This window comes from Aeromonas sp. QDB54 (genome assembly GCF_027707385.1).
Taxonomy (GTDB): Bacteria; Pseudomonadota; Gammaproteobacteria; order Enterobacterales; family Aeromonadaceae; genus Aeromonas; species Aeromonas hydrophila.
Window position 1 is genome coordinate 60,755 of record NZ_JAPCIT010000010.1, and the last position, 17,481, is coordinate 78,235.

The window sequence follows — 17,481 nt, forward strand, 5'->3', positions numbered from 1 at the left end:
TTTCTTTCGTTCGAAAGTTGATTTGATTTTGATCAAACAATGTGCGGATGTTATCTCGCTAGAATGGCGACAGATTGAACATCCCATTAAGGAGTCAGAGATGGAGCTTTATCTCGATACTGCCGATGTGGCTGCGGTGCGCCGCTGGTCACGGATCCTGCCGCTGGCCGGCGTCACCACCAACCCGTCCATTACCGCGGCAGGCGGTATGCCGCTGACCGAGTTGCTGCCCGCCCTGCGGGAGGTGCTGGGGCCCAAGGCCCGGCTGTTTGCTCAGGTGATGGCCAAAACCGAGACCGAGATGGTGCGCGAGGCATTTGCCCTGCGTGAGCTGGACCGGGACCTGGTGATTAAGATCCCGGTATGTGAAGAGGGGCTGGCGGCCATCAAGACCCTGACGGCCAACGGGGTGCCGACCCTGGGCACGGCGGTCTATACCCCGCTGCAGGGCTGGCTGGCGGCGGTGGCGGGGGCCGAATACGTGGCGCCCTACGTCAACCGGCTGGATGCCCAGGGGGGCGATGGCATCGCCACAGTACAGGAGCTGCAACAGCTGCTGGCGCTGCATGCGCCGCACAGCAAGGTGCTGGCGGCATCGTTCCGCACTCCGCGCCAGGCGCTTGACTGCCTGCTGGCGGGTTGCCAGTCCATCACGCTGCCGCTCGATGTGGCCGAACAGCTGTTGCGGGTGCCGGCGGTGGACGCGGCGCTGGCGAAGTTTGACGAGGATTGGCAGCGGGCGTTTGCCTGAGGCTGCTTGAAGGCCGGATGAAGGGGCGGCAGGCGGGCTAAGCTAGAAGAGAGGGCCCGCTGTGACGGGCCACTATCGATGGCTGATCGGAGGTGCCCCATGAGCGACCATACCCTGCTGCCCCATGGTGAAGATCTGCGCCGTGCCGTGCGCTGGCTCAGCGAGCACCATCAACACGACATCCGGGCCATCGAAGAGGCCTGCATCCGTTTTGATCTGTCGCCGCTGGATGAGGAGTTTCTCATCCAGCACTGCGCCGAACGGTTGCGGGAGGGGGATGCCGACTAGACGAAGTTGGCGAGGTTGATGCCGAACTCCTTGGGATCGACCGTGCTCTCGATGGTTTCCTGCACCCCGTTCTTGGCCAGATCCAGCCACTGCACCTCGAGGTAGTGGCGCTGGGTCCCGTGATAGATCACCTTCACCACCGGTTTGAGCGGCTCATGGGGATTGCGCTGCATGACGATGGCCAGCCGCTGGTTGGAGAGCTGCACCAGCGTCCCCACCGGATAGACCCCCATGCACTTGATGAACTTGGTAACCAGTTCGGCATCGAAGTGGTGGTTGATCCCCTTGAGCAGAATGCGAAAGGCCTGGGTCGGCTGCATGCCCTGCTTGTAGACCCGATCCGCCGTAACGGCATCATAGACATCGACGATGCCGCTCATGCGGGTATAGAGCGAGAGCTGCTCGCCTTTGAGTCGCTGCGGGTAACCGGTGCCGTCGAGCCGTTCGTGGTGGTTGGCGGCCACCTCCAGCATGGTGGCGGTGATGCCGGGGGTATTGCTCAGGATCTCGTAGCTGTGCACCACGTGCTGGCGCATAACGGCGAACTCCTCGTCGGTGAGCTTGCCCGGTTTGTTGAGCACCTCGTCCGGGGTCATGATCTTGCCCACGTCGTGCAGCAGGCCGCCCAGGGTCAGCTCCTTGAGCACGCTGCGGTCCAGGTCCAGATAGCGGCCGAAGTTCGCCAGCAGGATGGCGACGTTCATCGAATGCTCCATCAGGTAGGCATCCTTGGCGCGAATGCGGGCCAGGCAGAGCATGGCGTCACCGTGGGTGAACATGGTGTCCACCATCTCCTCGGCGACCGCTGCCAGCGGCGTGATGTCGATGGGCTCCCCCGCCTTGAGATGGCGGATGAACTTGCCCTGCAGCTCGCGGGCCTCCTGATAAAGCCGGCGGATCTTAAGCTCGCGCCCCTCGCCGTTGCCGCTGCCGGAGGAACGCTGGGTGCTGGTCGGGGAGATGGCCGGATCGGGGGAGATGACCTGCTCGATGCCAGGCAGCTTGCTGCGGGCGAGATCGACCCGCACCGTGAGTACGCCGCGCTTGACCAGATCGTTGATCTGCTGGCGGGTGGTCACCAGCCCCATCTGGGCAATCTCCATGCCGCCGGTCTGGCTGATGATGGCGATCACGTACATGCCGGGTTGCAGCTGGTTGACGGGAATAACGGGATGAGGTGTTTGCGACTTCATACGGCTTCCTGAACTTTATTATTATGCGTAACGTTAGGCCCTCTGTTGGCAGTCTAACACCGGCGCCCCGGTTCGTCATGGCGACATGCGTGGCAGCCGCGGCGCTTAGTGCTGGAGTTGTCGGCCCCGGCCGATATAATGACGCCCCTTTCTTGATGGACTCTGAGGTTGTGCATGCGGCTCGATAAATTTCTTTGCGATTGTTCCGACTTGACCCGCTCACTGGCGGGCAAACTGATCCGGCAGGGAGAGGTGATGGTGGACGGTATCGTGGTCAAGCAGCCCGCCTTCCACATCAACGAGCAGAGCCAGGTGGAATTTGACGGTGTCACCTTGACCCTGGATCAGCGCAACCGCTACTTCATGCTGCACAAGCCGGAAGGGTATGTCTGCTCCAACGAAGACCCGGATCACCCCACCGTGTTCTTCCTGATGGATGAGCCGGCCATGGGCAAGCTGCACGTGGTGGGGCGGCTCGATCTCGACACCACCGGCCTGGTGCTGGTGACCGACGACGGCCAGTGGTCCCATCGCATCACCTCGCCCCGTCACGAGTGCGCCAAGACCTACCACGTCTGGCTGGCAGACCCGGTCAGCCCGGATGCCATCGCATTGTTTGCCGAAGGGGTGTTGCTGCGCAGCGAGACCGAGAAGACCCGGCCGGCCCAGCTGGAGATCTTGGGAGAGTGCGAGGCGCGTCTGACCATCCACGAGGGCAAGTACCATCAGGTGAAGCGGATGTTTGCGGCCATCGGCAACAAGGTGGTGGGACTGCACCGGGAGCGGGTGGGCGACCTGACGCTGGATGAAGAGCTGGCACCGGGCGAATATCGCGAGCTGACCGCCGACGAGATCGCCCGGTTCTGACCCTGCGGGAGTCAGTGTCCGCTGGCTCCCAGCACCAGCGTGGTGCCCAGGGTCGCCAGCAGGGCGCCGGCCCAAGCCGCCAGGGAAGGGCGCTGCCCCGAGTGCCACCACAGCAGTGGCAACAGGATGACCGGTGTGGTGGAGGAGAGGATCGCCACCATGCCGACGTCCCCCTGGCGCAAGGCGACCAGGATCAGCGTCATGCCCATGGCCATCGCCAGAAAACCGTTGATGCCGATCATCCCTAATACCTGGCGGTTGATGGGGTTGTGCGGCAATGACAGCGGTACTCTCAGCGCCCGCAGGGTGCAGTGGGCCAGCAGGGCGCTGCCCATGCGGATGCCGGAGGCGCTGATTGCATCCACGGTGCCACTCATCATCACCGGTTTGGCGATGATGGCACCCAGGCTCTGGCAGAAGGCGGCGGTCAGGCCCAGGCCGATGCCGATGACGAGATGGCCGCGCACCTGTTCCCATTCACTCTGCTGCGCATTGCCACGGCGGCCGAACAGGATGGCCAGCATGACGCCGGCAAAGACCAGCATGGCTCCCACCAGTCGCCAGCCACCGAGCTGCTCGCCAAACAGCCAGAGGCCGAGCAAGGCGGAGAAGAGGGCGTGGCAGGAGAACAGCAGGCCGCTGCGTCTTGGCCCCAGCCGGTTCATGCAGGCAAACAGGGCGGTGTCACCGACGAAGATGCCGATTAGCCCCGACAGCGCCAGCAGGGGCAGGGCGCTCTGGGTCAGGGTCTGCCAGCCACCGGTGGCCAGACTGGCCGAACCCAGCATCAGGCTGACCAGCAACATGCGCCAGCGGCTGTAGGCAAATGCCCCCAGGTGGCGAGCCGGTTTGACGGAGATGAGGGCAGCGACCGCCCATAAACTGGCTGCTGCCAGTGCCAGCCACTCGTACCCCATAAAAACTCCTGAAAATGTAGCCAGATGCAGGACGCAGGCGACAACCGCTCGCACCTCATAAAAAACTACGGAAAAAAATAGCCCGAGAGACTCCATCTCTTGGGCAAGCCCGATACAATACGGGGCGTCTTCGGGGATAACAAGCGCGGCATCATGCATTCGTATTCAGGCGTGCCGCCGGCCTTCCCCCTTCTTGAAATAAGTGTTTTGAACGAGGTTTATGTCATGGTTTTGTGCCCCGCTTCCCGGCCAGCCCGTCGCTGGCTCCCTCCCTTGCTGCTGGGTCTGCTGCTGGCGCCGCCGCTGCAGGCTACCACGGTATCCCAGGAGCCTGCGCTGTCTGAGCGCCAGACCCTGGTCAAGGGCAATGGCGCCGAACCCGAGTCCCTCGATCCGGCCCAGATCCGCTCCGGTTTTCCCGGTGAAGTGGTGCTGGTGGACTTGTTCGAGGGGCTGGTGAGCGAAGATGGGCAGGGGCGGATCGTACCGGCCCAGGCCCTGCGCTGGGAGACCAGCGAGGACGGGCTGGTCTGGCGTTTCTTCCTGCGCCCCCAGCTCAAGTGGTCCAATGGTGACGCGCTCACCGCTGCCGATTTCGTCTATGCCTGGCGCCGTCTGCTGGATCCGGCCCAGGCCTCGCCCTCAGCCGGCCTGCTGCTGGCGACCGGCATCAACAATGCCCAGTCCATCTACGCCGGCGCGCTCGATCTCAACACCCTGGGGGTGGAGGCGGAAAGCGACCAGATCCTCAAAGTGACGCTGGAGCGGCCGGTGCCTTACTTCCTGCAGCTGATAAGTCAGCGCCCCTTCGTGCCGGTCAATCAGAAGGCGATCAGCCAGTTCGGCAAGCAGTGGACCCAGCCTGGCAAGCTGGTTAGCAACGGTGCCTACAAGCTGGTGAACTGGGTGCCCAATGAGCGCATCGAGGCCGAGCGCAACGTCCAGTACTGGGATGATGCCCACACCCGGGTCCAGCGGGTGACCTACCTGCCGCTCGCCTCCCAGCATGCCGAACGGCTGCGCTACGAGGCGGGGGAGATACAGCTCACCAACAAGGTGGCGCTGGAGTATTACCAGAAGACCAAGGAGGCGACCCCCGAGCGGATCTGGGGATTGCCGCTATTGGGCACCTACCTCTACACCTTCAACCTGCGTCGCCCCGAGCTGCAAGACGTGCGGGTGCGTCAGGCGCTGGCCATGACCATCGATCGGCACCTGTTGACCGAGAAGGTCAGCGGGCAGGGAGAGCAGGCCGCCTGGTCGCTGCTGCCCGGCATGCCGGGCTACGAGGCGCTGAGCTCCCCCCTGGCCCTGCAGGATCAGCCGACCCGGTTGGCCAAGGCGGCAGCCCTGCTGGCCCAGGCCGGCTATGACAGTCAGCATCCTCTCAAGCTGACGCTTACCTACAACACCTCGGAGAATCACAAGAAGCTGGCGCTGGCGGTCGCGTCCATGTGGAAGCCGCTGGGGGTCGAAGTGACGCTCAACAACATGGAGTGGAATGCCTATCAGGTGGCCAAAGACAGCGGTGATTTCATGCTGGCCCGCTCCTTCCTGTTCGGGGATTATGTGGAGCCCTCCGCCATGCTCAACAGCTTCCGCTGCCAGGATCCCCAGAACGAGAGCGGTTACTGCAACCCGACCTTCGACGGCTTGCTGCAGCAGGCGGCTGATACCCTGGATGGCAATGCGCGGACCGGGCTCTACCACCAGGCCGAGCAGCTGCTGATGGACGAGATGCCGGCCATTCCCGTCTATCACTACAATCAGATGCGGCTGGTGGATCCCACCCTGCGCGGCCTGCCGGTGCAGAACCTCAAGGGGGCGATCGCCACCAAGGATCTCTACTTCAGCCAGCAGTAAGGAGCTTGCCATGAAAATTGCCATTCTTTCCGATCTGCACGGCAGCCTGAGTTCGCTGGAGCGGGTGCTGGACCAGCTTGCCCCCTGGCAGCCGGATCACTACCTGCTGCTCGGCGATCTGCTCAACCACGGCCCGCGCAACCCGGTGCCGCCGGGGTATGCCCCTGCGGCCGTGGCCGAGCGACTCAATACGCTGGCTTCCCGCATCATGGCGGTACGGGGCAACTGTGATTCGGAAGTGGATCAGATGCTGCTGGATTTCCCCATCACCGCCCCTTACAACCAGATGCTGGTGGATGGTCGGCGCTGGTTCGTCAGTCATGGCCATCTCTATCGGCCTGCAGAGGTGCCGCTGCCTGCCGGCAGCCTGTTCATCAGCGGTCACACCCATTTGCCCGTGCTGCAGCGTGAAGGGGAGCTGGTGCTGATGAACCCGGGATCCATCTGCTTTCCGCGCGGCAACCTGGCGGCAAGTTACGGCCGCTACGAGGATGGGGTGCTCGGTATTCACGCCTGTGCGGACAGCGAAGTGTTGCTGCGGCTGGAACTGTAAAAGAGAGGGGGTTGGGATGGTCGTACTGCGGAGCAGCCAGCCGTCATAACGGGGAAGTCAGGCCTTGATGCCAATGGAGCGGGTACCGGAGCGGGTATTGCCCTTGGCGTCATAGGTCAGGGAGTTGCGATCCCGCAGCTTGCTCAGGTAGCTGGCCAGCCGGCGGTTGGAGACGATGCTGAGTTCGAGCAGGCGCCCGTTCAGATCGTTCTGTTCCTGGCAGGCATCGAGTTTCTCACGCAGGGTGCGCATCTGCTCGGGGTAGGCATTCAGTTGCTGTTTCAGGTCTGGCAGCAGCGCCATGGCCTTGTCCAGCTCTTCAATATCGGCAAGCAACTTCTGCTTGCGCTCTGCCAGCTCGGGCAGCGCCAGCGCCTGGTGCTGCTTGAGCAGGTTGAACTCCTCCTCCAGCAAGCCTTGCATCTGGGAGAGGTAGTCGTCTTGAGTGTGCAGCAGCGAAGGTAAATCCATTATCCCAGCAACTTGTCGAGGTTGGATTCGAAGCTGAACATCTTCTTGGCCACAGCTTCGCTGTTGACCTGATATTCACCATTGGCCACGGCTTTCTTCAGGCTCTCGACCCGGCTTTCATTGCCGGTGGAGGCTGAATTGAGGTTCTTCTGCATCTGTTGCAATTGCTGCGCCTCGCTGGTCAAGGAGACGGAGTCGGTCTTGACGGTCGCCGCACGGTTATCGGGGGACGAGGTCGCTGGTTTGGTATTGGCACCCTGGCTGCTCCCGGTATTTTGCAACCGGTTGTTCGCCAAGTTGTTGATATTGTTAATAGCCATAGTGTTTACCTTCGTCTGCTTTGCTGTTCGCTTACCTGTTTATCGGTGGTCATCGCCATAACTTTAGAAAAAAAGTGATCTGAAAAACACTCAGAAGGTGACCACCACGGAGCCAACAGCGTTGACTTTACCCTGCACCGTTTTGCCTGAGCGGATATTGACGAGCCTGATCATGTCTCCGAAGCTGCCATCTTGCAAGGCTCGGGCCATGGTTTTGATTTGCATGCTGCTATTTTCTGCGCTGAGGGTTACCTGATCGCCCTTGCAGACCACGCAGACCTGACTGAGCCGGATAGGCTGGCCTGGCTTGAGCTCACGTTTGCTGCGCACGCCAATGAGAGCCGTGGTATCGCTGAGATAGTCGCCGCGGATCAGGGTCTGATCCTGATAGGCCTGTGTCAGCACGCCTTCGCTCAGAATATCGCCCTTGGCCACCGGGGTGGAGACGGTCACATAAGGCTTCTGTATGCTGACCCGCACCGGCAGGTAGAGATCCCAGGGCTTCTCTTCCTCGCACTTGAGGTAGACGGTGGTATTGCGACGGATCTCCATCTTGGCCGGCAGCGTGATGGCAAGATGTTCGTCGCAGCGACTCAAAGGCAGGCGTTCATCTATGGAGGCTGCCTGCACCTGTACCTGAGCATCGAGCGGGACATCGAGCTGGCCGAGCACAAAATCCTGCGCCTTTTCTTGCAAGTAACTGGTCACCTCGGATGCCGTGGCGTGAGAAATGCCGCAAAACAGCAGTAAGGTGAGGAAAAGTCTACTAATCATTTTCGCTCGCTGGCCGATAAGTTGTTCACGTATATCACCATATTTAACTATGCTTGCTTCAGAATTCGTTCGCAGTGACATCGATAGTCTGACGCAAGCCAACACGCATGCATGATTAATGCCAAGCGTTTTTAGGGAGTGTTTATGGCCAGTATCCTGGACTCGGTCAACCAACGTACCCAGTTAGTTGGGCAAAACCGGCTGGAGTTATTGTTGTTTCGCCTCAACGGACGTCAAAGATTTGGCATCAACGTATTCAAGGTACGTGAAGTGTTGCAGTGTCCTCCCTTGACTGTCATGCCCAAGCTCAACTCCTGCATTCGTGGGGTGGCCCATATCCGCGGCCAGACCATCTCGGTGATTGACCTCAGCATGGCGATGGGCAAGCGTCCGATCGAAGATCTGACCAAGTGCTTCATCATCATCTCCGAATACAACCGCTCCATTCAGGGCTTCCTGGTGCACTCGGTCGAGCGCATCATCAACATGAACTGGGAATCCATCCTGCCGCCGCCGAAAGGGGCGGGGCGCATCAACTATATGACGGCAGTGACCGAGGTCGACGGTGAGTTGGTCGAGATACTGGACGTGGAACGCATTCTCAACGAAATCTCGCCGGTATCGACCGAGGTCAGCAAAGAGCTGGTGGAAGCCAGCGTGGAACATCCGACTCTGGGACGTCCGGTGTTGGTGGCTGATGACTCTTCCGTGGCTCGCAAGCAGGTACAGCGTGCTCTCGAAGCCATCGGCGTGCAGTGCGTATTGGCCAAGGATGGGCGTGAAGCGCTCAACATGTTGCTGGAAATGTCCAAAAACGGTCCCATCAAGGATCAGATCGCCTTGGTGATTTCGGACATCGAGATGCCGGAAATGGATGGTTATACTTTTACCGCCGAGATCCGCAACAATCCCAATCTCAAGGACTTACATGTTATTCTGCACACATCCCTCAGTGGGGTGTTCAATCAGGCCATGGTGCAGAAAGTTGGTGCGAACAATTTCATTGCCAAATTCCAGCCGGATGAATTGGCCAAGGCCGTACAAGGCGCACTCTAATCAAGAAGAACAAACTGCATGAAGACACTTTCGGACGACTTATACAAACAATTCAGCAATTTTCTGGCGGTACAGAGCGGAATCGTGCTGGGTGACAACAAACAGTATCTGGTCAAGAGTCGGCTTTCACCCTTGATGACTCAGTTTGGTATTGAGAGTCTGTCTGATCTGGTTACTCGAGCGATGAGTGTGCGTGAGCGTGACCTGAAAATGGCAGTGGTTGATGCCATGACTACCAATGAAACCCTGTGGTTTCGCGATACCTACCCCTTCCAGCTGCTGACGGACAAGATATTTCCCGAGCTCGGCAAAAGTGGTCGACCGATCAAGATCTGGTCTGCTGCCTCCTCTTCTGGGCAGGAGCCCTACTCCATTGCCATGACGGCCCTGGAACAGCAGGTCAAAAAACCGGGCACCTTGCCTGGTGGGGTGCAGATCGTCGGGACTGATATTTCCAGCACCATGCTGAACCAGTGCAAGGAAGGGGTGTACGACAGTCTGGCGCTGGCTCGCGGTCTGTCGCCCGAGCGCAAGAAGCTGTTCTTCGAACCTTACGGCGACAACAAGATGCGGGTGGTGGAGCGTGTCAGAAAATTGACCACCTTCCGGCCATTGAACCTGCTGGAAAGTTACAGCCTGCTTGGCAAGTTCGACATCATCTTCTGTCGCAACGTGCTCATCTATTTTGCACCGGAAGTGAAATCCAAGATCCTCAACCAGTTTGCTGCCAGCCTCAATCCCGGCGGCTATCTGATGCTGGGGGCTTCCGAGTCGCTGGCCGGGTTGACCGACAGGTTCGAGATGATCCGGTGCAACCCCGGCATCGTCTACAAGGTTAAATGATCCCCGCTTAAATCCCTCTTTGGCACACCTCTTGCTAACAATTTATCAAGCAGGAGGTGTGCTATGGCAATTTCATTCGACAAGGCATTTGGTATTCATCAATACACGCTGAGCGTTCGCTCCAAGCGTGCAGAGGTGTTGTCCAGCAACATTGCCAACGCGGACACGCCGGGCTTCAAGGCTCGGGACATCAACTTCTCGCAAGCATTGGAAGAGGCCCAGCAACAACAGGGCTTTGGCCTTGCCACGACCAGTGAGAAGCATTTCGCCCTGCAGATGGATGCCCCAGGTGTTACGCAATATCGCAATCCCCTGCAGCCCGATACCGGTGATGGCAACACGGTCGACGTGCAGCAGGAGCGCAGCGAGTTTTTGCGCAACAGCCTTGAATACCAGACCTCCCTTGAATTTATGAACAGCAAGATCAGCGGCCTGCTGAAGGCCTTGAAAGGAGAACAGTGATGAGTTTGTTCAAGGTCTTTGACATTGCAGGCTCGGCCATGAGTGCACAGTCTGTTCGCCTCAACACGGTAGCCAGCAACATGGCCAACGCCGACAGCGTCAGCTCCAGCGTGGAAAAAACTTACCATGCCAGGCGGCCAATTTTTGCCGCCCAGCTGGATCAGGCCATGTCGGACAAGCAGGCGTCGGCCGGGGTTGAAGTAAAGGGGATTGTCGAGAGCGAGGCCCCCTTGCTCAAGGAGTACAACCCCAACCACCCCATGGCGGATAAAGACGGCTTCATCTTCAAGCCCAACGTCAACATGGTGGAAGAGATGGCTGACATGATCAACGCCTCGCGCAGCTATCAAACCAATGTGCAGGTTGCAGACTCTGCCAAAAAGATGCTGCAGCAGACGCTCAACCTCGGCAAGTCCTGACAGGGGGACGCATAGATGGCAGATACAACCAGTGGCGTGAACGGCATCGGCCGCACGACCACCCAGACCACGGGCACGACATCGACGCCCAAGAAGGAGCTGGATCAGGAGTCGTTCCTGAAGCTGCTGACCATGCAGCTCTCCTATCAGGATCCGTTCAAACCGGTGGACAACGCCCAGATGCTTTCCCAGATGACCTCCATGTCGACGTCACAGGGGATCAGCAGCCTCTCCAACCAGATTGGCAGCCTCAATAGCCTGATGACCTCCAGTCAGGCGCTGCAAGCCTCGGCGCTGGTGGGACAAAACGTCTTGCTGCAGAGCAATGTCGGTTACCTGGAAAAAGACGGTTCTTTGCCAGGCGTGGTCGCTGTGGGTACAGAAAACAAGTATTCGAACGTCAAGATCACCATCGAAGACGAAAGCGGGCAGGTCATCAAGGAGTTTCCCCTGGAAGGTGACCAGAAGGGCAACGTCGAAATTGTATGGGATGGCAAGGACAAGGACGGAAACCCGGCCAAAGAGGGCAAATACACCCTCAAGGCAAACGGTACCGTGGACGGGAAGTCGGAGAGTGTCCCGATCTTTGCCTATGGCAAGGTCGACAGCGTGATCCTGGGTACGGCAAGCAATCCGACTCAACTCAATTTGAAAGGCCTCGGTACAACAAGCCTGAACAGTATCTTGCAGATTGCAGGTACGGTGAAAACACCATCAACCCCCACGCCAACAGCATCGATCTAAGGAGCTGGATATGTCATTTAACAATGCCTTGAGCGGTGTCAACGCGGCACAAAAAGATCTGAACGTTACCGCCAACAACATTGCCAACGTCAATACCACGGGCTTTAAAGAGTCTCGTGCCGAGTTTGCAGACGTATACGCCAACTCCATCTTCGTCAATGCCAAGACCCAGGTCGGCAATGGTGTGGCAACGGGGGCGGTGGCACAGCAGTTCCACCAGGGGGCGCTGCAGTTCACCAACAACGCCCTTGATTTGTCCATTCAGGGCAACGGCTTCTTCGTGACGTCGGACGGTCTGACCAACCTGGATCGTACCTTTACCCGAGCCGGTGCCTTCAAGCTGAATGAAAACAGCTATATGGTCAACAATCAGGGCAACTATCTGCAAGGTTATGAAATCAACACGGATGGGACGCCCAAGGCGGTCAGCATCAACGCCACCAAACCGATTCAGATACCGGATCGGGCGGGTGAGCCAAAAATGACCGAGCTGGTGGAAGCCAGTTTCAACCTGAGTATCGAGTCGAAAACCAAACCAACGTCACCGGCTGCGTTTGATCCGACCAACTCGGCCACCTTTGCCCATTCAACCTCGGTGACGATATATGATTCGCTTGGTGCCCCCCATGTGATCACCAAATATTTTGTCCGCCATGAGGATCCGGCTGCCCCGGGAACACCGCTGACACCGGGTACCTGGAGCATGTACATGTATGAAGGGAACAAGCCCATCGATATCGCTGGTGGTTCACCCAGCCCGGCTGCAGGTATCCCCACAGGCGTGAAGATGACGTTTACCTCCGGTGGCAAACTGGATCCCACGCTGACTGTTCCAGTTGACCCGATCAAAACCGTCGCTCTTGGCACGACGGCCGGGATCATCAACAACGGTGCCGATCCCACCCAGACATTGGAGATCCGTCTCGGTGATGTGACTCAATACAGCTCGCCTTTCAACGTCACCAAACTGACTCAGGATGGTGCCACCGTTGGTAACCTGACCAAGGTCGAGATTACGCCGGACGGCATTGTGTCGGCGACCTACAGCAATGCGACCACGTTGAAGGTTGCCATGGTGGCACTTGCCAAATTCGCCAACTCGCAAGGATTGACCCAGGTCGGTGATACCTCCTGGCGCCAGTCTCTGCTGTCTGGCGATGCGCTGCCCGGCACCCCCAACTCGGGCACCTTGGGCAGCATCAAGTCCTCTGCGCTGGAGCAATCCAACGTGGATTTGACCTCCCAGCTGGTCAACCTCATCACCGCGCAGCGCAACTTCCAGGCCAACTCCCGTTCGCTGGAAGTGAACAGCTCCCTGCAGCAAACCATACTGCAGATCCGCTAATCATCCTCTTGTTAACAAAGGGCGCTTCGGCGCCCTTTTTCATGGGTATTTGCCGCCTTGGCGACCCGAGGTAATGGGGATTGGCATTCAAATTGCAGTTCCTCTGTCAGAGTCATCAGTTTGACGGAGGATCCCATGGATCACCTGCTATACATCGCCATGTCGGGCGCCAAGGAGAGCATGAACAGCCTGGCTGTTCGAAGCAACAACCTGGCCAACGCCAATACCACCGGCTTCAAGTCCGACTTCGAGCAGGCGCGCAGCATGCAGGCGTTTGGCGAGGGGCTGCCCACCCGGGTGTTCGCCATGGCGGAGCGGCCAGGCCAGAACCTGCAGCATGGCATGCTGATGACCACGGGTCGGGATCTTGACGTTGCCGTCGACGGCCAGGGCTGGATTGCGGTGCAGGATCCCAAGGGCGGCGAAGCCTATACCCGCATGGGTAATCTGCAGCTGAGCGCGACCGGCAACCTGCAAACCTCCACCGGGTTGAACGTGGTGGACGATGGCGGTCAGCCCATCGTGCTGCCGCTGCCGATGGAGAAAATTGAAATCAACCGGGACGGCACCATCAGTGGCCGTCCGGAAGGGGCCGCCGCCAACCTGCCGGAGAATTTCCAGCGCATCAAACTGGTCAATCCGGCGGTGGATGCGGTGGAGAAGGGGCAGGACGGCCTGTTCCGTCGCAAGGATGGCCAGAATGAAGCGGCATCGGCCACTGTCGGCCTTATCGCCGGCTCCCTCGAGGGGAGCAACGTCAACGTGGTCGATGAAATGACCAACCTTATTCGGTTGCAACGTCAGTTTGAAACCCAGGTCAAAATAATGAAGACCGCGGAAGAGAATGACGAGGCTCAAACCCAGCTGCTGCGTATCAGCTAACCAAGGAGTTTTACATGAACCCTGCACTCTGGATCAGCAAGACCGGCTTGGATGCACAGCAGACCAACATCTCGGTTACCTCGAACAACCTGGCGAACGCCAGCACCGTGGGTTACAAAAAATCCCGGGCCATCTTCGAGGACTTGCTCTATCAAAACATCAACCAGCCCGGTGGCCGTTCATCGGCCGACACCGAGCGCCCTTCCGGCCTGATGCTGGGGGCGGGTGCCAAGGTAGTGGCCACCCAGAAGAACCACAGCCAGGGCAACGTGCAAACCACGGACAACTCGCTGGATCTGATGATAAGCGGTCGTGGCTACTTCGAGATCCAGTTGCCCGATGGCAGTGCGGCCTATACCCGTAACGGCCAGTTCACCCTCAACAGCGAAGGGACCATCGTCACACCGGGCAACGGCTATCCGTTGCAGCCAGAGATCCAGATCCCGGAGAACGCCCAGAGCGTGACGATTGGCGAGGATGGCCAGGTGTCGGTGCAGCTCAAAGGGGATGGCGCCTCCCAGGTGGTGGGGCAGATCAACACTACTGACTTCGTCAACCCCTCGGGCCTGCAGCCCATGGGCGAGAACATGTTCGTCGAGACCCAGTCCAGCGGTGCGCCGGTGCAGGGTGTCGCCGGGACGGACGGACTGGGGGTGATCAAGCAGGGCATGCTGGAGACCTCCAACGTCAACGTGACCGAAGAGCTGGTGAACCTGATCCAGGCCCAGCGGGTGTACGAGATGAACTCCAAGGTTCTCTCGGCGGTGGATGGCATGATGTCCTTCCTGATCCAGCGCACATAAGTAGGAGGCGCATGATGAAAGCCATATGGATGCTGGGACTGCTGGCGTTGGGGGGCTGCAGCAGCACGCCCAATACCGCCAAGCCCGATGATCCCGAGTTTGCCCCCGTCTACGGGGAGTCGGAGCCGGTTTCGGTCAGACCGACCGGTGCTATCTTCCAGCCCGATCAGGTCAACGGCATCTATTCGGACATCAAGGCGCACAAGGTGGGCGACATCATCACCATCGAGCTGGCCGAGTCCACTTCCGCCTCCAAGAAGGCCAATACCCAGAGCGGCAAGGATAATAAATTCACCATGAATCCGGCTGTGTTGGGCGGTGTGCCGGTGACCGCCGGCCCCTATGATCTGTCGGCCTCCCTCAGCCAGAACGGCGCCTTCAAGGGGCAGGCCAAGGCGGATCAGAGCAACAGCCTGCAGGGCAACATCTCCGTCAGCGTGGCCAAGGTTCTGCCCAACGGCAACCTGCTGGTGCGCGGCGAGAAGTGGATCATGCTCAACAACGGCAACGAATATATCCGGATCACCGGCATGATCCGCCCCGAGGATGTGACCACCGACAACAGTGTCTCATCCCAGAAGGTGGCCAATGCGCGCATCCATTACGGTGGCACCGGCGATCTGGCCAATACCCAGGAACAGGGGTGGCTCACCAGCTTTTTCAATGGCCCCTGGTGGCCGCTCTAGGAGGTGTTATGAAGTCGCTCCGTCTTGTTGCCCTGTTCTGCTGCCTGTTACCCCTGGGGATAGCCCATGCCTCCCGGATCAAGGACATCAGCTCGGTGGAAGGGGTACGTAGCAACCAGCTGATCGGCTACGGTCTGGTGGTCGGTCTGCCGGGCACGGGTGAGAAGAGCAACGCCTTCACCGAGCAGACCTTTCGCACCATGCTGAACAATTTCGGCATCAAGGTGCCGGACAACATCAAGCCCAAGATCAAGGACGTGGCGCCGGTGGCCATTCATGCGGATCTGCCGCCGTTTGCCAAGCCGGGCCAGACCATAGACGTCACCGTGTCGGCTATCGGCGAGGCCAAGAGCCTGCGCGGCGGCACCCTGCTGCAAAGCTTCCTCAAGGGGCTGGATGGCCGGGTCTATGCGGTGGCGCAGGGCAGTCTGGTGGTTGGCGGGCTGGGTGCCGAGGGGGCTGACGGCTCCAAGGTGGTGATCAATACCCCGACCGTGGGCCGCATCGCCAACGGAGCGACCGTGGAGCGGGAAGTCCCGAATTCCTTCAGCCAGGGGGATACCATCACCTTCAACCTGAACCGCCCCGATTTCACCACGGCGCGCCGGCTGGCGGACGTGGTCAACGATCTGGTCGGCCCCAACACGGCGCAGGCGCTCGATGCTACCTCGGTCAAGGTCTATGCACCGCGGGACCCGGGCCAGCGCGTCTCCTACCTCGCCACCATCGAGAACCTGGAGGTGGATCCGGCCAGCGAGGCAGCCAAGATCATCGTCAACTCCCGGACCGGCACCATTGTCATCGGCAGCCAGGTGCGGCTCAAGCCGGCGGCCATCAGTCACGGCGGCTTGACGGTCACCATCGCGGAAAATCAGCAGGTGTCCCAGCCCAATCCTCTCTCCGGCGGGCAGACGGCGGTCACCAACAACTCCACCATCAACGTGCAGCAGGAGCAGGGACGCATGTTCAAGCTGGATACCGGGGCCACCCTGGATGATCTGGTGCGGGCAGTGAATCAGGTCGGGGTGGCTCCCGGCGATCTGATGGCGATCCTGGAGGCGCTGCAACAGGCCGGCGCCATCGAAGGCCAGCTGGTCATACTGTAATAAAGCGGCAAGGGGTTGCCACGGGCGGCAATGAGGTAAGCAAAATGGCAGAGTTAGATACCAACAGCGGCGTGAATCTGGGCATGGTGCAGGATATCCAGAACCTGGATCGCCTGCGCCAGCTGAGCCAGAGCAAGGAGGGCAAGGCGGATGCGCTCATGGCGGCGTCTCGCCAGTTTGAGTCCATTTTTACCCAGACCCTGTTCCAGAGTATGCGCCAGGCCAACCAGGTATTGACCCAGGACAGCCCCTTCAACAGCAGCTACACCCAGTTCTACGAGGGGATGCTGGATGAGCAGCGGGTCGCCGACATGTCGAGCAAGGGTGGCATCGGTCTGGCTGCCATGGTGGCCAAGCAGCTCTCGCCGGAGACCTTTACCCATCACGACGGGCGGGTGCTCAAGATGCCGCAGCGTACGGAGCGGGTCTATAAACCCTATCAACCCCCCACCTCGGCCGCCAACGATCTCATCTCAGCTTCAAAAGTTGGCAAAGATTTTGCTGACAAGGAGATGAGTGGCGATGTGCAGCCTTTGGCAACGGCTCATCGCAGTCGCCGCACCATACCGCCGATGGGGCCTGCGCAAGTGGGACACGGCATTCGCGGTGCCAAGGCGCTCGATGAAACGACACAGGTGTTTGACACCCCTGAAGAGTTTGTCAACCGGCTGATGCCGTTGGCCAAGAAGGCGGCCGACAAGCTGGGATTGAGCCCGGCAGTGCTGGTAGCCCAGGCGGCGCTGGAAAGCGGCTGGGGCAAGCGGGTGATCAAGAACGGGGAGGGGCAGGTGACCCACAACCTGTTCGGCATCAAGGCCGATCCGCGCTGGGAAGGGCCCAAGACGGTGGTCAGCACTCTGGAATACGAGAAAGGAGTGGCATCGCGCCAGAAGGCGGCGTTTCGCTCCTACGAGTCGTTCGAGGAGAGCTTCAACGACTATGTCGATTTCCTGACCTCGGGTTCCCGCTACAAGGGAGCCCTGGCCAAGGTGGACAGTCCGGACCGTTATTTCGAAGCCTTGCAACAGGCTGGATACGCCACCGACCCGCACTATGCCAGGAAACTGAAACAGGTATTGCGCAGTGATGCCATTGCCGGCTACTCCGCGACCAACAATACAGAAATGGAGCTGTAAGT

The 17,481-nt window shown here is 59.6% G+C and carries 21 protein-coding genes; 16 read left to right on the forward strand and 5 right to left on the reverse strand.

Annotated elements, in window-relative coordinates; genetic code table 11:
• Nucleotides 1–100: 100 nt before the first annotated feature.
• Together fsa and PG881_RS11910 are read left to right on the forward strand one after the other, a co-directional pair.
• Complete coding sequence (gene fsa / locus PG881_RS11905) at nt 101–751, forward strand: fructose-6-phosphate aldolase (protein WP_024944821.1); 651 nt, start codon at nt 101–103, stop codon at nt 749–751.
• Nucleotides 752–850: 99 nt separating this feature from the next.
• Complete coding sequence (locus tag PG881_RS11910; RefSeq protein WP_024942451.1) at nt 851–1,039, forward strand: hypothetical protein; 189 nt, start codon at nt 851–853, stop codon at nt 1,037–1,039.
• Here the strand turns inward: PG881_RS11910 and PG881_RS11915 are convergent.
• Nucleotides 1,036–2,232, reverse strand: coding sequence for an HD-GYP domain-containing protein (locus tag PG881_RS11915; RefSeq protein WP_041217325.1), 1,197 nt, complete (start codon nt 2,230–2,232; stop codon nt 1,036–1,038). The two genes, PG881_RS11910 and PG881_RS11915, sit on opposite strands and share 4 nt — an antisense overlap.
• A 174-nt stretch (nt 2,233–2,406) precedes the next feature.
• Here PG881_RS11915 and rsuA point away from each other — a divergent pair, with 174 nt between their 5' ends.
• Entirely contained in the window at nt 2,407–3,099 is a 693-nt protein-coding gene (gene rsuA, locus PG881_RS11920; RefSeq protein WP_016351327.1) for a 16S rRNA pseudouridine(516) synthase RsuA, read from the forward strand.
• Between the two features lie 11 nt (nt 3,100–3,110).
• Here rsuA and PG881_RS11925 read toward each other — a convergent pair whose 3' ends face one another.
• Nucleotides 3,111–4,016 carry a DMT family transporter gene (locus PG881_RS11925; protein ID WP_029299790.1) on the reverse strand — a complete coding sequence of 302 codons (906 nt, stop codon included), beginning with the start codon at nt 4,014–4,016 and terminating at the stop codon, nt 3,111–3,113.
• 225 nt (nt 4,017–4,241) lie between these two features.
• Between PG881_RS11925 and PG881_RS11930 the strand changes: the two genes are divergently transcribed.
• Together PG881_RS11930 and yfcE are read left to right on the forward strand one after the other, a co-directional pair.
• The gene (locus PG881_RS11930; RefSeq protein WP_270800216.1) at nt 4,242–5,879 is read left to right on the forward strand and encodes a peptide ABC transporter substrate-binding protein; all 1,638 of its coding nucleotides are present in this window, start codon (nt 4,242–4,244) and stop codon (nt 5,877–5,879) included.
• A 10-nt stretch (nt 5,880–5,889) separates the two neighbouring features.
• Nucleotides 5,890–6,432: a phosphodiesterase gene (gene yfcE, locus PG881_RS11935; RefSeq protein ID WP_247141211.1), complete on the forward strand. Its 543-nt coding sequence runs from the start codon at nt 5,890–5,892 to the stop codon at nt 6,430–6,432.
• 57 nt (nt 6,433–6,489) lie between these two features.
• Here the strand turns inward: yfcE and PG881_RS11940 are convergent, their stop codons facing one another.
• From PG881_RS11940 to flgA, 3 genes are all read right to left on the reverse strand, one after another.
• Nucleotides 6,490–6,903: a flagella synthesis protein FlgN gene (locus PG881_RS11940; RefSeq protein WP_011706649.1), complete on the reverse strand. Its 414-nt coding sequence runs from the start codon at nt 6,901–6,903 to the stop codon at nt 6,490–6,492.
• The gene (gene flgM / locus PG881_RS11945) at nt 6,903–7,223 is read right to left on the reverse strand and encodes a flagellar biosynthesis anti-sigma factor FlgM (RefSeq protein ID WP_011706648.1); all 321 of its coding nucleotides are present in this window, start codon (nt 7,221–7,223) and stop codon (nt 6,903–6,905) included. The genes PG881_RS11940 and flgM overlap by 1 nt, the downstream gene beginning before the upstream one ends.
• Before the next feature lie 90 nt (nt 7,224–7,313).
• Nucleotides 7,314–7,919 carry a flagellar basal body P-ring formation chaperone FlgA gene (flgA, locus tag PG881_RS11950; RefSeq protein WP_016351323.1) on the reverse strand — a complete coding sequence of 202 codons (606 nt, stop codon included), beginning with the start codon at nt 7,917–7,919 and terminating at the stop codon, nt 7,314–7,316.
• A 222-nt stretch (nt 7,920–8,141) separates the two neighbouring features.
• On the opposite strand from flgA, the gene PG881_RS11955 reads away from it, so the two are divergent.
• The 11 genes from PG881_RS11955 (at nt 8,142) to flgJ (ending at nt 17,479) form a co-directional block, all read left to right on the forward strand.
• Nucleotides 8,142–9,053 carry a chemotaxis protein CheV gene (locus tag PG881_RS11955; protein WP_011706646.1) on the forward strand — a complete coding sequence of 304 codons (912 nt, stop codon included), beginning with the start codon at nt 8,142–8,144 and terminating at the stop codon, nt 9,051–9,053.
• Nucleotides 9,054–9,071: 18 nt separating this feature from the next.
• Entirely contained in the window at nt 9,072–9,896 is an 825-nt protein-coding gene (locus PG881_RS11960) for a CheR family methyltransferase (protein WP_011706645.1), read from the forward strand.
• 63 nt (nt 9,897–9,959) lie between these two features.
• Nucleotides 9,960–10,358 carry a flagellar basal body rod protein FlgB gene (flgB, locus tag PG881_RS11965; protein WP_011706644.1) on the forward strand — a complete coding sequence of 133 codons (399 nt, stop codon included), beginning with the start codon at nt 9,960–9,962 and terminating at the stop codon, nt 10,356–10,358.
• Nucleotides 10,358–10,777, forward strand: a complete 420-nt coding sequence (flgC, locus tag PG881_RS11970) for a flagellar basal body rod protein FlgC (protein ID WP_011706643.1) — start codon at nt 10,358–10,360, stop codon at nt 10,775–10,777. The genes flgB and flgC overlap by 1 nt, the downstream gene beginning before the upstream one ends.
• A gap of 15 nt (nt 10,778–10,792) precedes the next feature.
• On the forward strand, nt 10,793–11,521 hold the full coding sequence (locus tag PG881_RS11975) for a flagellar hook assembly protein FlgD (protein WP_011706642.1): 729 nt from the start codon (nt 10,793–10,795) through the stop codon (nt 11,519–11,521).
• Nucleotides 11,522–11,531: 10 nt separating this feature from the next.
• The gene (flgE, locus tag PG881_RS11980) at nt 11,532–12,866 is read left to right on the forward strand and encodes a flagellar hook protein FlgE (protein WP_016351321.1); all 1,335 of its coding nucleotides are present in this window, start codon (nt 11,532–11,534) and stop codon (nt 12,864–12,866) included.
• Nucleotides 12,867–13,001: 135 nt separating this feature from the next.
• Nucleotides 13,002–13,748, forward strand: a complete 747-nt coding sequence (gene flgF / locus PG881_RS11985) for a flagellar basal-body rod protein FlgF (RefSeq protein ID WP_011706640.1) — start codon at nt 13,002–13,004, stop codon at nt 13,746–13,748.
• Between the two features lie 14 nt (nt 13,749–13,762).
• Complete coding sequence (gene flgG / locus PG881_RS11990; RefSeq protein WP_270800220.1) at nt 13,763–14,551, forward strand: flagellar basal-body rod protein FlgG; 789 nt, start codon at nt 13,763–13,765, stop codon at nt 14,549–14,551.
• 14 nt (nt 14,552–14,565) lie between these two features.
• A complete protein-coding gene (gene flgH, locus PG881_RS11995) occupies nt 14,566–15,237 on the forward strand; it encodes a flagellar basal body L-ring protein FlgH (protein WP_011706638.1) in 672 nt (223 codons plus the stop codon).
• Between the two features lie 8 nt (nt 15,238–15,245).
• Nucleotides 15,246–16,343, forward strand: coding sequence for a flagellar basal body P-ring protein FlgI (locus tag PG881_RS12000; protein WP_043163375.1), 1,098 nt, complete (start codon nt 15,246–15,248; stop codon nt 16,341–16,343).
• 44 nt (nt 16,344–16,387) lie between these two features.
• A complete protein-coding gene (gene flgJ / locus PG881_RS12005; RefSeq protein WP_024944830.1) occupies nt 16,388–17,479 on the forward strand; it encodes a flagellar assembly peptidoglycan hydrolase FlgJ in 1,092 nt (363 codons plus the stop codon).
• Nucleotides 17,480–17,481: the final 2 nt, after the last annotated feature.

Excerpts from the sequence above, each read along its gene's own strand:
- flgH (WP_011706638.1), top strand. The coding sequence starts at position 14,566 with ATGAAAGCCATATGGATGCTGGGACTGCTGGCGTTGGGGGGCTGCAGC.
- PG881_RS11925 (WP_029299790.1), bottom strand. The coding sequence starts at position 4,016 with ATGGGGTACGAGTGGCTGGCACTGGCAGCAGCCAGTTTATGGGCGGTC.
- flgJ (WP_024944830.1), top strand. The coding sequence starts at position 16,388 with ATGGCAGAGTTAGATACCAACAGCGGCGTGAATCTGGGCATGGTGCAG.
- PG881_RS12000 (WP_043163375.1), top strand. The coding sequence starts at position 15,246 with ATGAAGTCGCTCCGTCTTGTTGCCCTGTTCTGCTGCCTGTTACCCCTG.
- flgC (WP_011706643.1), top strand. The coding sequence starts at position 10,358 with ATGAGTTTGTTCAAGGTCTTTGACATTGCAGGCTCGGCCATGAGTGCA.
- PG881_RS11940 (WP_011706649.1), bottom strand. The coding sequence starts at position 6,903 with ATGGATTTACCTTCGCTGCTGCACACTCAAGACGACTACCTCTCCCAG.
- PG881_RS11960 (WP_011706645.1), top strand. The coding sequence starts at position 9,072 with ATGAAGACACTTTCGGACGACTTATACAAACAATTCAGCAATTTTCTG.
- fsa (WP_024944821.1), top strand. The coding sequence starts at position 101 with ATGGAGCTTTATCTCGATACTGCCGATGTGGCTGCGGTGCGCCGCTGG.
- rsuA (WP_016351327.1), top strand. The coding sequence starts at position 2,407 with ATGCGGCTCGATAAATTTCTTTGCGATTGTTCCGACTTGACCCGCTCA.
- PG881_RS11975 (WP_011706642.1), top strand. The coding sequence starts at position 10,793 with ATGGCAGATACAACCAGTGGCGTGAACGGCATCGGCCGCACGACCACC.
- flgE (WP_016351321.1), top strand. The coding sequence starts at position 11,532 with ATGTCATTTAACAATGCCTTGAGCGGTGTCAACGCGGCACAAAAAGAT.
- flgM (WP_011706648.1), bottom strand. The coding sequence starts at position 7,223 with ATGGCTATTAACAATATCAACAACTTGGCGAACAACCGGTTGCAAAAT.
- PG881_RS11910 (WP_024942451.1), top strand. The coding sequence starts at position 851 with ATGAGCGACCATACCCTGCTGCCCCATGGTGAAGATCTGCGCCGTGCC.
- PG881_RS11930 (WP_270800216.1), top strand. The coding sequence starts at position 4,242 with ATGGTTTTGTGCCCCGCTTCCCGGCCAGCCCGTCGCTGGCTCCCTCCC.
- yfcE (WP_247141211.1), top strand. The coding sequence starts at position 5,890 with ATGAAAATTGCCATTCTTTCCGATCTGCACGGCAGCCTGAGTTCGCTG.
- flgG (WP_270800220.1), top strand. The coding sequence starts at position 13,763 with ATGAACCCTGCACTCTGGATCAGCAAGACCGGCTTGGATGCACAGCAG.
- flgF (WP_011706640.1), top strand. The coding sequence starts at position 13,002 with ATGGATCACCTGCTATACATCGCCATGTCGGGCGCCAAGGAGAGCATG.
- PG881_RS11915 (WP_041217325.1), bottom strand. The coding sequence starts at position 2,232 with ATGAAGTCGCAAACACCTCATCCCGTTATTCCCGTCAACCAGCTGCAA.
- PG881_RS11955 (WP_011706646.1), top strand. The coding sequence starts at position 8,142 with ATGGCCAGTATCCTGGACTCGGTCAACCAACGTACCCAGTTAGTTGGG.
- flgB (WP_011706644.1), top strand. The coding sequence starts at position 9,960 with ATGGCAATTTCATTCGACAAGGCATTTGGTATTCATCAATACACGCTG.